Below are 14,190 nucleotides of genomic sequence, written 5' to 3' on the forward strand. Positions count from 1 at the left end.
GGCGGCGCTGGATGGGCACACATGACAAATCGCAGGCCATCAGTTTGAAGCGCCGAATCAACTCCGTGGTCAGCGCCAGGTGGTTCGCAATTGCCGGCGCACTCCTGGTCTTCGTGCTTACGGTGTCTCTCGGCGAAGCCGTCCTCCAGGCCCAGCGGCACGAAGCCGATAATCAACGACGAATCGAGATGACATCGTACGCGGCCATGCTGCGGGCCCACGTGGAGAGGGAACTCAATTCACTGCTCTATCTCAACAGCGGCTTGGGAAGCTATCTCGTCGTGCGCAACAACCGCATCCAGTCAAAGGAAATCGGTGACATGCTCGCCGTCCTGTACAAGGGGAACCCGCATGTGCGCAACTTCGGCATCGCCGTCGGTTATCGCCTGACCTACGTCTATCCGCTCACCGGCAACGAGAAGGCCATCGGCATCGATTACCGGAGTCTGCCGGGCCAGTGGCCCGTTATCCAGCGCATCGTCGCCAGCGGCAAGCCGGCGCTGGCCGGACCGCTCGACCTGGTCCAGGGGGGCAGCGGCCTGATCTACCGTGTACCCCTGTTCCTTGGCGGAAACTACTGGGGGCTTTTGTCCACGGTGATCGACTCGGATTCGCTGTTCAAGAGCGTGTTCAAGGAGTCAAAAGACGGCCGCTTCGAGCATGCGCTGCGCGGCAGAGACGGCCTGGGCAGCAAAGGAGACGTCATCCTCGGCAACATCGCCCTGTTCGCCCGGAGCGATGCCGTGGTTCAGGAAATCGACATCCCCGGCGGCCGCTGGGCGATTGCGGTGGCTCCGCGCTACGACAACTTCAACCACAACCTGCCGTACCTGGCGAGGATTACCGTCGCCCTTGCCGGCGGCCTGATCGCCTGGATGCTCTACGCCCTGATCCGCAGTCGTGCCGAGCTGGCGCGACTGGTGATGTTCGATTCCCTCACCGGCCTGCCCAACCGGCGCCTCCTGACGGATCGGGCACGCGTCGCCTTTGCGCGCCAGCATCGCCACCCGGACCAGGCCTGCGCGATTCTGTTCCTGGACATGAATGGTTTCAAAGACGTCAACGACCGGTATGGCCACAACGCGGGCGATGCCGTACTGCGGGAGGTCGCACGGCGCTGCCGGGCAACCGTGCGCGCCGAAGATACCGTTGCCCGCTGGGGTGGCGACGAGTTCGTCGTGCTGATGGAAGCGGTTTCCGAGGAAAGGGTGCAAGCGCTTGTCGCCCGATTGCGCGAAGTCCTCGAGACACAGATCACCCTCGACGGCAAACGCTTCCAGCTTGGCGTATCGGTCGGGGTTGTGCTTCACCGCGAAGGCGACGCCAGCCTTGAGGAGATCATCGGGATGGCCGATCAACGCATGTATTCCGACAAGCTGCAGCGCAGGTAGGTCGGCCCATCATCACCCAAGGAGCATACAAGATGAAGTTGTCGTATTTCCCCCTTCTCCTCATGGCTGTTCTCTGCATCTCTTCGCCTGTATTAGCTGCCGGCGGTTGCCAGGAGCATCCCACTTCTGCCCATAAAGCCAGCCGTGAAGCGGTGGAAGCGTCGCTCAAAAAGGAGCTTAGCGAGTTCCGTACCCTTGCGGAACGGGCACTGGCGCTGCGGGCCGAGACGATCAAGGTCGGCAAGGCCATCAAGGACAAGATTGACAGGGGCAGGCCGTTGACCGGTGATGACATATCCCTGATCAATACCGGCATCAACCAGCATCTGACACTGCGCGACGAGCTGTTGGCGGTGGCTGAATCACACGAATGCTGGCTGGACGGCTCGGAAATGGAGCTGGCGCGACAGGGGATCACACCGGGATCGCGCCTGACCGGGGTGATGCTGTCGCTCTCCTCGGCCATGCTGCTCTACGACAACTACCTGCTGGCCATCTCGCTCTTCGAAGGGGACAGCAAGCTGCGCCGCATCCTCAATGAACGAGATCCGGGCTACAAGGTGAGAAGCGCGGCATTGGCGAAAATAACCATGAATTACGACTCCGTGAGAAACCGGGCCCGGGTGCGCAGGGCGATCAGGTTCTACGAGCGCGAGACGTCGCACGCTGTCGCCCCGACGGCCCACGACCGGGAAAGCGAGTACCTCAGGCTGCTGATTGAGCAGAGCCCCTCCTATTCCATGGTCAAAACCTGGTCCCCCCTGTACGTGGTCGGCCGTAAACTCGGTTTCCTGGCCGCAGTAACGACTGATGCCATGAGCGGCATGGAACGGGAAGGCGTCAGCCTGTTCAGCATGGTTTTCGGCAATGCGGTGGGCCTGGTTGAAACGCGCAGGGGCAAGCTGTACAAAAAAGGAGATGTCCTGGCCGATATCAGCGCCAGCCTGAAGGCAGGAGATATCCTGCTGGAGAAGACCCCCTTCCGCCTGACGGACAAGCTGATACCGGGTTACTGGGGGCACGCGGCGGTTTGGATCGGCACGGAGGTGGAATTGAAGGAACTGGGCATCTGGAACAACCCGCTGGTGGCTCGCCATCATGACGAGATCCGCCAGGGAAGGCTGGTGGTAGAGGCCTTGCGCTCAGGGGTGGAGATGAACACCCTGCAGCATTTCCTCAATATCGACAGTCTCGGGATCCTGCGCAAACCGGACCAGAGCCGTGAAGCGCGCGCCACCACGATCATGCTGGCCTTGCGACAGGTGGGAAAACCATATGACTTCAATTTTGATGTGGAGTCAAAGGAGAGGGTCTACTGCTCCAAGCTGGTCTATCTGAGCTACAGCGGCATCGACTGGCCCACCAGGAAGTCCCTCGGGCGCACCACCTTCACCCCCGATGACGTGGCGACAAAGGTTGCCAAGGACGGTGCCCTGCAGTTGGTCACCTTTTACCACGACGGCGAGCGGGTCAGCGATGCGCCAATCGTGCGCATGGCCGAGTTGATGGGAATAGGAAAAGGCAGGTAATTCCCGTTTCACATCAAAGCTGATATCAAGATGGCACGAAGAAGGGGAAATTGTCAGCTGACGAGCGTCAACTCCCCACCCTTCCGGGGCAGCTTGCGGAGATCGAAATGGGCCGCCCCCCAGGCCAGGATCTGAGGACAGGAGGCGCCGCTCAGTTCCGCCGGCGGTTCCTGCCCCAGGAAGCGCAGCACCCTGTGCAGCAGCACCCCTTCCCTGTCCTTCCAGTTCCCCAGATGATGGGACACCAGGTTGTCCCGCTTGCTCAGCTTGGTCCCGCCCGGCCCGGTCACCAGCGGCAGATGGCAGTACTCCGGTTGAGGCAGGGCGAGCAGGCGCTGCAGATGGATCTGGCGCGGCGTTGACGCCAGCAGGTCATCCCCCCGCACCACCTGATTGACACCGCTGATCCGGTCGTCCAGCACCACCGCCAGCTGGTAGGCGAACTCCCCGTCAGCCCGCCGCAGCGGGAAATCCCCGCACCCCGTCAAAAGATTCTGGCAGATCATCCCCCGCCGCAGGTCATGGAAACAGACCGGCTCGTCCGTCACCCGCACCCGCCAGGAGCGCACCGTTCTTCCTTCCGGCATGCCGTTGCGGCAACTGCCCGGGTAGGGGAGGCAGTCGTCCGTGGGATGTGGGGCCGAGGCCGCCTGGGAGATCTCCCTGCGGGAGCAGCAGCAGGGATAGAGCAGAGCCTTTCTCTTCAACTCCTGGAAAGCCTGCTCGTAGAGTTCCAAATTCAGGCTCTGGCGGGAGATCTCGCCGTCCCAGAACAGGGCGAATCGCTCCAGGGTGGCCAGGATGTCGTCGGCCATGCCCGGCACCTGGCGCTGGCTGTCCAGGTCGTCGATGCGCACAAGCCACTGGCCGCCGGCGCTTTTGGCCATCAGCCAGCTCCCCACGGCGCTGACCAGCGATCCGGTATGCAGCGCTCCGGTGGGTGAGGGGGCAAAACGGCCGATGAGGGGAGTTGTTCGGAACATAGGGCGTAACGTTTTAAAAACAGGAGAAAATAGCAGATGGATTCACACGGAGGCACAGAGGCACGAAGAGAGACTGAAACAACGGGAGAATTATGCTGTTGAGACGCACAGCTCGTGCCCCTGCGCTTTTGTGTGGGCTAAACCTTTACTGTATATACGAACAGCAGTAGTCCGCGACCGCCGGCACCTTCATCAGGAAGACCGAGTCGGCCGGAATCTGGAATGATTCGCCGGCGCCTATGGTCTTCCAGCAGCATTCCCCCTTCATCTGCCATTCCAGCGTGCCGGAGAGTATCTCCATGACCTCGGCATTGGCGGTGGAAAATTCGTAGTCGCCGGCCTGCATGATGCCCAGCGTCTTCTTGGTGCCGTCGGGGAAGAGGACGGTGTGGCTTGCGACCTTGCCCTCGAAGTAGATGTTGGCCTTCTTGATAACCGTAACGTTGCTGAATTCTGACATGCTGCCTCCTTAGCGAATGTATTCAGACGGTTATACCCGCAATCCGCGGAATGAGGCAAAAGAAAAGCGCCCTGAGACCCTGGTATAAAAGGATTCACGGCGCCTCTCCCCATGGACGGCAGCGCTTTTTGCGACAGGACGGCTATTTATCGGGAAACTTCAGGGCTCGGGTGCTGTTTTTCCCGCTGTGTTTGGCTATGTACAGCGCCTTGTCGGCGATGTCGATGATCTGCTCGCGGCTCCTGTTACCCAGGGTGGCGATGTAGCTCGTCAGGCCGATGCTGATGGTGGTCCTGATGAAGACGTTACCCACGCTGGTGGTCAGCCCCTGGATCCGGGCGCGCAGGTTCTCGGCCACGGCTATGGCGCTGGACAAGTCGGTTTCGGGCATGACGATGACAAACTCGTCTCCACCGTAGCGGGCGAAGATATCGGTCGTGCGCAGGATATCCTGCACGGTCTTGCTGACGTTGATCAGCAGCAGGTCGCCGACGGTGTGGCCGTGGGTGTCGTTGACGGTCTTGAAGTTGTCCAGATCGAAGATTACCAGCGAGAACTGGCGGTTATAGCGCTGGGCCCGCATCAGCTCCTTGTCCAGGGCTTCCTGGAAGAAGCGGCGATTGTAGACCCCGGTCAGGCCGTCCCGGAAGGCCAGTTCACGATGCATGACGTTGGTGTCGTGCAGCTCCCGGACTCGTTTTTCAGCCTTCTCCCTGGCCTGTTGCAGTTCGATGGCCTGCAGGTCATAGGCATCGTGCAGGCTGCTCAGCTGCTCGTTGGCCTCCTGGAGGATCAGTTCCAGCGGCCGCATGGCGTCCGGCGCGATCTCGAAGAAGGCCAGCACCTCGAAAGACCTGGTGCCAACCGCCTCGATTAGTGCCTCGACCTCTTTTCCCAGCAGGCCGAAGGTCTCATAGAGGATGTGTCTGCCGCGCCTGATCTTGTCCGCGTCCTGGGTTCCGCAATGAAAGGAGGCCAGACAGTCGGCGACGCAGAGGATGTCGTGCTGTTGCCGGTACTGGTCGGGAACGGCATCAGTTGCATGGTGATACTTGATGGGCAGGTACATCTCCTCGGGAATCTGCCAGCTCTTCAGCAGAGCCGCCCCCAGCTCCTGGTGACTGAAGCCGAATATCTGGCGTTCAGCCTCGCACAGCCCCATCCCCTGTTCCGTTCTCAACTGAAAGACTCTCTGGTACTCCTGGGGGTCATTGCCGTGCATGACCAGGATGCCGATGTCCTGGAGCAGGGCGATGACGAAGATGTCGCGGTCCTGACTCCCCACCAGCGTGGAGATCAGTTCCGCGGCAACGGCCGTGGTCAACGCACGCCGCCAGAAGGTGGTGGTGTCGAAGCTCCCCGTCGATCCGGGCTGAAATCCGGTGACGATGACAAAGGAGAGGGCGATGTTGGTGACGGCGTTCGATCCCAGCAGGGCCAGGGCCCGCTCGATGCTGGTCACCCTGTTGCCGGGGCAGAAGAACGATGAGTTCGCCGCCTTAAGCACCCGCGCCGTCAGGGCCGGATCGGACTCGATCAGGTAGGACAGGTCCTGAAAGGTAAAGTCATCCCTGCGAATCTCTTCCAGAATCTTGACGGCAATCAGTGGCGGGGAAGGGAGGCGCACCTTGCCGGATATCAGTGCCTGGACAGGCTGCATATGTCTCCCTTCCTCAAGATTGTTCTCAGCCATTTACTCTATAACCCAGCTCCATCAGGCCGTCAAGAAGGCTTCGATGGCGTCGGTCAGGGCATCCAGGGTGTATTCGGCAGGCTCGATATCCACCTTGAGTCCCAGGGCGCGGCAGCTGCGCGTGGTGATCGGTCCGATGGAAGCGATGGCCACTCCCTTGAGCATGTCCAACATGCGGTCCTCGCCCAGCATGCTGGCAAGATTCTGCACCGTGGAGGATGAGGTGAAGGTGATGCAGTCCACGGAGCGCTTCTCCAGGGCAAACACCGCCTCGGGCGGCAGCCTGTCCGGAAGGACCGTGCGGTAGGCGATGGGGGCATCGACCTGGGCGCCCATGGTGCCCAGCTCCCGGGGAATCAGGTCGCGGGCCCGGTCCGCGCAGGGGTAGAGGATCTTCTTGCCGCGGATGTCCAGCTTGGCAAATTCGGCTACCACTCCCTCGGCCTTGTAGTCGGAGGAGACCAGATCGGCATTGATGCCAAAGTTCCTGATCTTTGCGGCGGTTTTCGGACCCACGGCGCAGACCCGACAACCGGCCAGGCTACGGGCGTCCAGGCCAAGGGCGTCCAGGCGCCTGAAGAAGCAGCGCACCGCGTTGGCCGAGGTGAGCACAATCCAGTCATAGCCGGAGATGTCGCGCAGGGCCGCGTCCAGCGGCTGCCACTGTTCCGGTTCCACCAGGCGGATGGTGGGACATTCGATCACCGCCGCTCCCCGCTGGGCCAGCATGCCGGCAAACTCCCCCGCCTGGACGGCGGCGCGGGTGACCATGATCCTCTTGCCGAAGAGCGGACGGCCGTCGAACCAGGCCAGCTTGTCCCTCAGCCTGACCACGTCACCCACCACGGTTACCGCCGGCGGCTTGAAGGCGCTCTTCTCGGCCCGGTCGGCGATATCCGCCAGGGTGCCGGTCAGCACCTGCTGCTTCGGCGTGGTGCCCCAACGCACCAGGGCCACCGGCGTGTCGGCGCTCTTGCCGTGCTGTATCAGGCGCTCCATGTTGCGACGCAGGGTGGTGACCCCCATGTAGAAGACAACCGTGCCGTTGCCGTGGGAGAGGCGCTCCCAGTCGATGTTGGACTCGTCCTTGTCCTTCCCCTCCTGGCCGGCGACCAGCGTGACCGAGGCGGTGTACTCGCGGTGGGTGAGGGGAATGCCGGCGTAGGCCGCAGCGCCCACGGCCGCGGTGACTCCCGGCACGACCTGGAAGGGAATCCCCGCCTCGCGCAGAGCCTCGCACTCCTCTCCTCCCCGACCGAACACGAAGGGATCGCCCCCCTTGAGGCGAACCACGATCTTCCCCTCACTCCCCTTCCGCACCAGCAGGGCATTGATCTCATCCTGCCCCTGGTTATGGCGACCGCCGATCTTTCCGGCGTAGATCCGCTCCGCCGATTCCGGGGCATGGTTGAGGAGCAGTTCGTTGGCCAGGTAGTCGTACACCACCACCTCTGCCTGGCGCAGGCACTCCATGCCGCGCAGGGTGATCAGTCCCGGATCGCCGGGGCCGGATCCCACAAGATATACTATTCCTCTCGTTTCAGATTTCACGCTGGTAAACCTCCTCCAGAATTGCCCTGCCCCCCCGGGAGAGCAGGCGGTCGGCCAGTTCCTCCCCCAGGTGCTCACATTGATCAACCGGACCGCTGATCTCGTCGCGCACAAACTCCCGTCCATCCACCGCCGCGATGAGACCGACCAGCCTGAGCTCGCCCCCCCGTATCGTACCATGGGCGGCGATGGGTACCTGGCATCCCCCCTGGCAGCGCCTGAGCAGGGCCCGTTCGGCCCGTACGGCATGGCTGGTGTCGGGGTGGTTGAAGAATGCGATGGCCTCGGTGACGACCGGGTCAGACAGGCGGCACTCGATCCCCAGGGCGCCCTGGCCGATGGCCGGAATGGAGAACTCCACATCCAGGTACTCGGCCACCCGCTGGGTGAGGCCGAGACGCTTCAGCCCCGCGGCGGCCAGGATGACCGCATCCAGGTTTTCCTCATCCAGCTTGCGGATGCGGGTCTCCACGTTGCCACGGATCGTTACCATCTCCAGGTCGGGACGGGCATGGAGCAACTGGGCCTGGCGGCGCAGGGCGCTGGTGCCGACCCTGGCGCCGGGCGGCAGGTGGGAGAACCGCGCAGCGCGGGAAACAACCGCGTCGCGAGGGTCCTCACGCTCCGTGATGCAGTACAGCCCCAGCCCCTCGGGAAACTCGGTGGGAACATCCTTCATACTGTGCACGGCGATGTCGATCTCCCCCCGCAGCATGGCTTCCTCGATCTCCTTGACGAACAGCCCCTTGCCGCCAACCTGGGCCAGGGGGACGTCAAGGATCCTGTCCCCCATGGTCTTAATTTTGGTGAGGGTCACTTCCATAGCGGGATATCTCTTCTCCAGCTCGGATTTGACCCAGTTGGCCTGCCAGAGCGCCAGTTGGCTGGCGCGGGTACCGATACGAAGCTGCCTGGGGGGCATAACCGTTCTCCCTCTTGAATCATGAACGTAATAACGGAAATCCATCTCACGCAAAGGCGCGAAGACGCAAAGAAATCTAATAGTTGTTATACGTCCACGCATCACCGAACAGGTAATTCCCGTGTTTTGGGTACCCATCTGTTTTCTTCGCGTACTTTTCGACTTCGCGTGAACAACTGCTTTTTCAGGACAAATGCGCTCGTAGGGGCGTGTGCATGCGCCTCTGGTGGACTCATGAGCGCGGATGCACTCAATCACCGAAAGGCGGGTCGCCCCTACAGGATCACCGGAAGCCGTTCCTTCAGGCGGATCTCCTCAGGTGAGACAACGGCCCGGTAGGCCAGCGCTTCCACGCCGCTGTCCAGCGCCAGTCGCAGCAGCCTGCCGTACTCCGGGTCGATGGCGTCCGCCGGAGAAACGCTCTCGGCATCGCCCCGCTGGACGGTGAAGAAGATCACTCCCCGGTCCCCCTCCCTGACCACCCGCATCAGCTCGTTCAGGTGTTTCTGGCCGCGGACCGTCACGGCATCGGGGAAGAGTGCCCTTTCCCCCTCCACCAGGGTGACGTTCTTGACTTCCACATAACAGCGCCCGGCCGGCCCCTCCAGGAGGAGATCGATGCGGCTCCGCTGGCCGTAGGCTACCTCGGGCCGGATGCTGTCATACCCCCGGAGTTCCACCACGGTGCCGTTCTCGATGGCCTCCCGCACCAGGCGGTTGGGCAGGGAGGTGTTGATGCCGGCCCAGCATCCGTCCGACTCCACCAGCTCCCAGGTGAGGGGATAGGCGCGGCCCGGATTGGCGCTGCGGGAGAGCAGCACCCGGCTGCCGGGGGACGCGCATCCCTTCATGCTTCCCGAATTGGGGCAGTGGACCGTGACGGGGCTGCCGTCCTCCAGGATCACATCGGCCAGGAAACGCTTGTAGCGCCTGACCAGTGTTCCGGCTATCAGCGGAGGGAGTCTCACTCCTCCTCCAGTTCCAGCTCCAGTTCGTCGTCGTCCTGCCGGCTTGTCTGAAGATCGAAAAGCTGCCGCAGGGCATCGGTATAGAGGTCGGTGCGCCCCCCCTGGCCGGCCCGCTTGAGCACGGCCGTGGGAGTATGCAGCAGTTTGTTCATGATGGAGAGGGTCATGATCTCCAGCCGTTTTTCCGCCTCGGGGGAGAGATCCTTCCAGCCGCAGAGAGTCTTTTCCAACTCCGCCCGCCTGATCTCCTCGAACCTGGCGCGCAGGGCAACTATGGTGGGGGTCGATTCAAGGGAGGAGAGCCAGCAATGGAACTGTCCGATCTCCTGCTCGACGATTTCTTCCCCTTTGCTCGCCTCCTGGTTGCGCTGGGCCATGTTGGCCTCAACGATCTCCTGCAGGTCGTCCACCGTGAAGAGGTAGGCGCTCTCCAGGTCGTTCACCCGGGGATCGATGTCGCGCGGCACGGCGATGTCGATGAAGAACATCGGCTTGAACTTGCGCCGTTTCACCACCGCCTCCACGTCCCGGGGAGCGATGATGGTGTGCGGCGCGCCGGTTGAGGAGAGCACGATATCTGCCCGGTGGAGCTCCTGGAACAGCTCCTCGAAGGGTATCGCCTCACCGCCGAACTCGGCGGCCAGGCGCTCACCCTTGGCAAAGGTGCGGTTGGCCACCAACAGACCACGGGCGCCGCTGGTGAGAAAATGCTTGGCTGCCAGCTCGCACATCTCGCCGGCGCCGATCAGCATGACGGTCTTGCCGGACAGGTCGCCCAGGATCTTGCGGGCAAGCTCCACCGCGGCAAAGGCCACCGAAACCGCCGAGGAGGCGATCCTGGTTTCCGTGCGCACCCGCTTGGCAACGGAGAAAGCTTTGTGCAGGAAACGGTTCAGGATGGTGCCCGATGTCCGGTATTCGGCCGCATAGCCGTAGGCGGTCTTGATCTGCCCCAGGATCTGGGGTTCTCCCACCACCATGGAGTCCAGGCTGGAGGCCACCCGGAACACGTGGCGGATGGCTGCCTCGGAGTGGTAGCTGTACAGGTACTGCTCCAGGCTCTCCAGCGGTATGCGGTGGTGGTCAGCCAGGAAACGCTTGATGCGGGCCGTGCCGCCGGCGATGTCATGGGTGGTGGCATAGATCTCCACCCGGTTGCAGGTGGAGACGATCACCCCTTCGCTGATATCGTCCAGGCTGACCAGTTCCCGCAGCGGCCTTTCAATCAGGTTGGGCGAGAATGCCACCCTCTCCCGTACCTCCACCGGCGCTGTCTTGTGGGAGAGGCCGACAACGATGATATTCATTGCGCCGCAGTCTCCCCCGCCCCTGGCGACAACCGCTGTCCTGACTGGGCTACCATGTGACGCTGTGCCTCATGCCGAAAAAGGTGATCAAAAGGACGATGAACCCGAGGATGGAGAGCAGCGCAGCCCGCCGTCCCCGCCAGCCGGTGGTCAGCCTCCCGTGCAGCAGCGCGGCGTAGATGAACCAGGTGATCATGGACCAGACCTGCTTGCGGTCGGCCCAGTTCCAGTAATTCCCGCCCGCCTGTACCGACCAGATGGCGCCGGAGATGATGGCCAGGGTCAGGAGCGGGAAACCGATGGTCAGGCAGCGATAGCTGATGTCGTCCATGATTTCCAGCGACGGCAGCTTGCGGAACAGGGCGCCGAAGCGCTTCCTCTTCAGGAAATGTTCCTGGAGCAGGTACATGGCCGAGGTGGCAAAGGTAATGGTAAAGGCGGCGTAGCTTATGAACGCCATCAGGGCGTGGCCCCAGAACCAGTTGCTGCGCAGTATGGGGGAGATATGCCTGATCTCGTCCGGCAGGGCGCTGGAGGCGATGATTGCCAAGAGCGCCAGGGGGGTGACGAATGACCCCAGTATGGCCACCCGGTAACTGCGCTCGAAGAAGATGAACGCCCCCACGATGGCCAGGCTGAAGAAGGAGAGCGATTCGTGCATGCTGGTCAGCGGCAGCTGGCCGGTGAGGACGGCGCGGTGGATGGTGGAGAGCAGATGGGCGATGAATCCGGCCGAGATCAGCCGGTGGGCCCAGGTTGCCAGCAGTGGCGTTGTCCTGAGCAGATAGATCAGGTAGGCCAGGGTGGCCCCCCCGTACAGGACGAGGGTACAGTAGAAAAAAAATTTGCTCATCATGCCCCATCCCTGTCAACGGCCAGCTGGCCCAGCACACGCTCTGCCTGAAAACGCACAAGTTTTGCATTGTAGGTGCTGCCATTCCCCTCCGTCAACAGCTTTTCGCGCTCCGCGGCCAGCCGTTCCAGGGCCGTGGCGTACTCCTCGCCGATCACCGCGGCGATGCGGTCCCTGACCTGTACGGAAAAGGCGGGGCAGCGCCCGCCGCTGGAGACGGCGATTTCCAGCTCTCCCCGCCGCAGGATGGCCGGGAAGGTGCAGGTACCCAGCTTCGGCGCATTGGCCACGGCCACCAGGATGCCCCGCTCCCGCGCGTCACGGGCGACCCCGGCGTTCACTTCCCGGTTGTCGCTGGCGGCCACCGCCAGGAAGACCCCCTCCAGGTCGGCCGGAGCGTAGGAGGCGCTGCGCACGGAGATAGCGCCCAATTGCCGCAGCGTCTCCAGCCCCTCGGCCAGGGCCGGCGCCACCACCTGCACGCGCGCCCCCGCCGCCAGCAGGGTACCCACCTTGCGCAGGGCGACCGTTCCCCCTCCCACGACCAGGGCGGTGCGATCCTGAATATCGATATTGAGCGTCAGATACGGCATGGGCTGCTCCCGGAACAGTGTCTTGCCGCGGTAGAATAGCCGCTTTTCGCGAATGTTTCAACTAAACCTGTGGCCGGGAGTTTGGGCTTGATTTTTTCCCGCCCTGGTATATCATTCACCAACTTTAAACTTATCCAAAGGAGACAAACGTCTATGGCCAGCGACAAGGTACTTGCGTTAAATGACGCCAATTTCGAACGGGATGTACTGCAGTCAGACCTGCCGGTTCTGGTTGATTTCTGGGCCACCTGGTGCTCACCCTGCAAGGCGATTGCCCCGCTGATCGACGCAGTGGCGGACGAATATGCCGGCAAGATCAAGGTAGGCAAGGTCAATGTTGACGAGAACCCCTCAACCCCGGGAAAATACGGCGTCCGCGGCATCCCGACCCTGGTGCTGTTCAAGGGTGGCGTCGTGGTGGATCAGGTCGTCGGCGCCATCCCCAAATCCCAGCTGGAAGCCCTGATCGCCAAGGCATTCTGATCGGCATGGGATTGGTCCGGCTGCTCCGCCGACATGCCCCGGCGCTGCTCGTCCTGCTGATCCTCTTCCCGGCGGCGGCCCATACTGTGCCGCTGGCCGGACAGCCCTCCCCCCCTTTCAAGGCGATCACCACCACCGGCCAGGAGGTATCCCTGGATACCTACCGCGGCCATGTGCTGCTGCTGGATTTCTTCGCCACCTGGTGCATCCCCTGCCGCGTCTCGGTGCCGCACGTTGTCGAGATGAAGCTCAAGTACGGCAGGCAGGGGCTCCAGGTGCTCGGCCTGAGCGCCGACGACGACGGAGGCGAGGCCTTCAGGTCGTTCGTGAACGAGCTGCGCATCAACTATCCCCTGGCGCCGGCAAGCCAGGCGGTGCAGTCAGCCTTCGGCATCCGCTCGCTTCCGGTCATGCTGGTGATCGACAGCCGCGGGGTGGTGCGAGAGATCTACCGGAACTTCAACGATGAGGTCGGCCGCTCCATGGAGCTCCTGATCAGGCGGCTGCTCACGGAGCAGTAACACCGAACGACGGCATCAGTAGCTGACATCCATCAGGCAGAGTCCGCAGGCCGGCGCCGTCACGCCGGCCTTTTTCCTGTCCGGATTCTCCAGCAGCCAGGCGACCCGTTCCGGCTCGAACCTCCCCCGCCCCACATCCACCAGAGTTCCCGCCATGACCCGCACCATGTTCTTCAGAAACCCCTCCCCGATCACGTCGATGACGATCAGTTCCCCTTCACTGGCGATGGTTACGGAGTCGATCCGTCGCAGCGTCGTCTTTGCCGCGCAGTTGGAGGCGCGGAAGGCGGCGAAGTCGTGGCGCCCCGGGAAATGATGCGCGGCCAGCTGCATGGCATCCGTGTCCAGCGGCTCGCGCACGTGCCAGCTGAACAGGCGCCGCAGAGGGGAGCGCACCGGCGCGTTGTAGATGGTGTAGCGATACCATTTGCTTCGCGCGTCCTGGATCGGCCTGAACTCCGGCGCCGCCTCGGCCGCGGAGAGGATGGCGATGTCGTCGGGAAGGAAGCGGTTGGCCCCGCCCACGAACGCCTGCAGGGGAAGCGACCGGCTGGTGGTGAAAGAGGCCACCATGGCGCGGGCATGCACGCCGGCATCGGTGCGTCCCGAAGAGCGCAGCCGCACCCGCTCCCCCAGGAGCCGCAGCAACGCCTCCTCGAGCACCTGCTGCACGGCCAGGCCGTTGGGCTGGACCTGCCAGCCGGCGTAATTGGTGCCGTCGTACTCTATGGTCAGTTTGATGGTGCGCATGGGGCGACCCTTTCCTGTAACTGATTATTCTGAAACAGGCACTTCATCTCACGCAGAGACGCCAAGCCGCAAAGAAGGTACATAACGTACAAACAACGACAGGTTCACCCAGCCGGTAAAGAGAGTGTTGTTTATAGCGGCTTGTTTCTCCTGGCGAACTTTGCGGCTTTGCGTGATCAACCGTTT

14 protein-coding genes are annotated in these 14,190 nt (G+C 62.6%); 4 read left to right on the forward strand and 10 right to left on the reverse strand.

All coding sequences use genetic code 11. The annotated features are described in order from the left end of the window. Positions 1-11 precede the first annotated feature (11 nt). Positions 12-1,391 (forward strand): diguanylate cyclase domain-containing protein, encoded by a 1,380-nt coding sequence (locus PPRO_RS16775; RefSeq protein ID WP_011737178.1) that lies wholly within the window; start codon positions 12-14, stop codon positions 1,389-1,391. A gap of 32 nt (positions 1,392-1,423) precedes the next feature. Then, positions 1,424-2,920: a YiiX/YebB-like N1pC/P60 family cysteine hydrolase gene (locus tag PPRO_RS16780; RefSeq protein WP_041532395.1), complete on the forward strand. Its 1,497-nt coding sequence runs from the start codon at positions 1,424-1,426 to the stop codon at positions 2,918-2,920. Between the two features lie 53 nt (positions 2,921-2,973). Here the strand turns inward: PPRO_RS16780 and gluQRS are convergent, their stop codons facing one another. From gluQRS to PPRO_RS16825, 9 genes are all read right to left on the reverse strand, one after another. After that, positions 2,974-3,903, reverse strand: coding sequence for a tRNA glutamyl-Q(34) synthetase GluQRS (gene gluQRS / locus PPRO_RS16785; protein WP_011737180.1), 930 nt, complete (start codon positions 3,901-3,903; stop codon positions 2,974-2,976). Between the two features lie 145 nt (positions 3,904-4,048). Beyond that, a complete protein-coding gene (ppnP, locus tag PPRO_RS16790) occupies positions 4,049-4,363 on the reverse strand; it encodes a pyrimidine/purine nucleoside phosphorylase (protein WP_011737181.1) in 315 nt (104 codons plus the stop codon). Positions 4,364-4,505: 142 nt separating this feature from the next. Beyond that, positions 4,506-6,023: a GGDEF domain-containing protein gene (locus PPRO_RS16795; RefSeq protein ID WP_011737182.1), complete on the reverse strand. Its 1,518-nt coding sequence runs from the start codon at positions 6,021-6,023 to the stop codon at positions 4,506-4,508. 54 nt (positions 6,024-6,077) lie between these two features. Then, positions 6,078-7,607, reverse strand: coding sequence for a uroporphyrinogen-III C-methyltransferase (cobA, locus tag PPRO_RS16800; protein WP_011737183.1), 1,530 nt, complete (start codon positions 7,605-7,607; stop codon positions 6,078-6,080). After that, positions 7,597-8,529, reverse strand: coding sequence for a hydroxymethylbilane synthase (hemC, locus tag PPRO_RS16805; RefSeq protein WP_011737184.1), 933 nt, complete (start codon positions 8,527-8,529; stop codon positions 7,597-7,599). Before hemC ends, cobA begins: the two co-directional genes overlap by 11 nt. Before the next feature lie 275 nt (positions 8,530-8,804). Next, the gene (gene sfsA / locus PPRO_RS16810) at positions 8,805-9,497 is read right to left on the reverse strand and encodes a DNA/RNA nuclease SfsA (RefSeq protein ID WP_011737185.1); all 693 of its coding nucleotides are present in this window, start codon (positions 9,495-9,497) and stop codon (positions 8,805-8,807) included. Next, entirely contained in the window at positions 9,494-10,804 is a 1,311-nt protein-coding gene (gene hemA, locus PPRO_RS16815) for a glutamyl-tRNA reductase (RefSeq protein ID WP_011737186.1), read from the reverse strand. Before hemA ends, sfsA begins: the two co-directional genes overlap by 4 nt. A 49-nt stretch (positions 10,805-10,853) precedes the next feature. Then, positions 10,854-11,657 (reverse strand): c-type cytochrome biogenesis protein CcsB, encoded by an 804-nt coding sequence (gene ccsB / locus PPRO_RS16820; protein ID WP_041532396.1) that lies wholly within the window; start codon positions 11,655-11,657, stop codon positions 10,854-10,856. Then, positions 11,657-12,250, reverse strand: coding sequence for a precorrin-2 dehydrogenase/sirohydrochlorin ferrochelatase family protein (locus PPRO_RS16825; protein WP_011737188.1), 594 nt, complete (start codon positions 12,248-12,250; stop codon positions 11,657-11,659). The genes ccsB and PPRO_RS16825 overlap by 1 nt, the downstream gene beginning before the upstream one ends. Positions 12,251-12,403: 153 nt before the next feature. Here PPRO_RS16825 and trxA point away from each other — a divergent pair, with 153 nt between their 5' ends. Together trxA and PPRO_RS16835 are read left to right on the forward strand one after the other, a co-directional pair. Then, positions 12,404-12,733, forward strand: coding sequence for a thioredoxin (gene trxA / locus PPRO_RS16830; protein ID WP_011737189.1), 330 nt, complete (start codon positions 12,404-12,406; stop codon positions 12,731-12,733). Positions 12,734-12,738: 5 nt separating this feature from the next. After that, complete coding sequence (locus tag PPRO_RS16835) at positions 12,739-13,254, forward strand: TlpA disulfide reductase family protein (RefSeq protein WP_011737190.1); 516 nt, start codon at positions 12,739-12,741, stop codon at positions 13,252-13,254. 15 nt (positions 13,255-13,269) lie between these two features. Here the strand turns inward: PPRO_RS16835 and truA are convergent, their stop codons facing one another. After that, on the reverse strand, positions 13,270-14,004 hold the full coding sequence (gene truA / locus PPRO_RS16840) for a tRNA pseudouridine(38-40) synthase TruA (RefSeq protein WP_011737191.1): 735 nt from the start codon (positions 14,002-14,004) through the stop codon (positions 13,270-13,272). Positions 14,005-14,190 lie beyond the last annotated feature (186 nt).

The sequence above is a fragment of the Pelobacter propionicus DSM 2379 genome, from assembly GCF_000015045.1.
Classification (GTDB): domain Bacteria; phylum Desulfobacterota; class Desulfuromonadia; order Geobacterales; family Pseudopelobacteraceae; genus Pseudopelobacter; species Pseudopelobacter propionicus.

Bases quoted from the DNA above. Each gene is read 5' to 3' on its own strand.
- PPRO_RS16775 (WP_011737178.1), top strand. From the start codon at position 12: ATGGGCACACATGACAAATCGCAGGCCATCAGTTTGAAGCGCCGAATC.
- PPRO_RS16780 (WP_041532395.1), top strand. From the start codon at position 1,424: ATGAAGTTGTCGTATTTCCCCCTTCTCCTCATGGCTGTTCTCTGCATC.
- gluQRS (WP_011737180.1), bottom strand. From the start codon at position 3,903: ATGTTCCGAACAACTCCCCTCATCGGCCGTTTTGCCCCCTCACCCACC.
- ppnP (WP_011737181.1), bottom strand. From the start codon at position 4,363: ATGTCAGAATTCAGCAACGTTACGGTTATCAAGAAGGCCAACATCTAC.
- PPRO_RS16795 (WP_011737182.1), bottom strand. From the start codon at position 6,023: ATGCAGCCTGTCCAGGCACTGATATCCGGCAAGGTGCGCCTCCCTTCC.
- hemC (WP_011737184.1), bottom strand. From the start codon at position 8,529: ATGCCCCCCAGGCAGCTTCGTATCGGTACCCGCGCCAGCCAACTGGCG.
- hemA (WP_011737186.1), bottom strand. From the start codon at position 10,804: ATGAATATCATCGTTGTCGGCCTCTCCCACAAGACAGCGCCGGTGGAG.
- ccsB (WP_041532396.1), bottom strand. From the start codon at position 11,657: ATGAGCAAATTTTTTTTCTACTGTACCCTCGTCCTGTACGGGGGGGCC.
- PPRO_RS16825 (WP_011737188.1), bottom strand. From the start codon at position 12,250: ATGCCGTATCTGACGCTCAATATCGATATTCAGGATCGCACCGCCCTG.
- trxA (WP_011737189.1), top strand. From the start codon at position 12,404: ATGGCCAGCGACAAGGTACTTGCGTTAAATGACGCCAATTTCGAACGG.
- PPRO_RS16835 (WP_011737190.1), top strand. From the start codon at position 12,739: ATGGGATTGGTCCGGCTGCTCCGCCGACATGCCCCGGCGCTGCTCGTC.
- truA (WP_011737191.1), bottom strand. From the start codon at position 14,004: ATGCGCACCATCAAACTGACCATAGAGTACGACGGCACCAATTACGCC.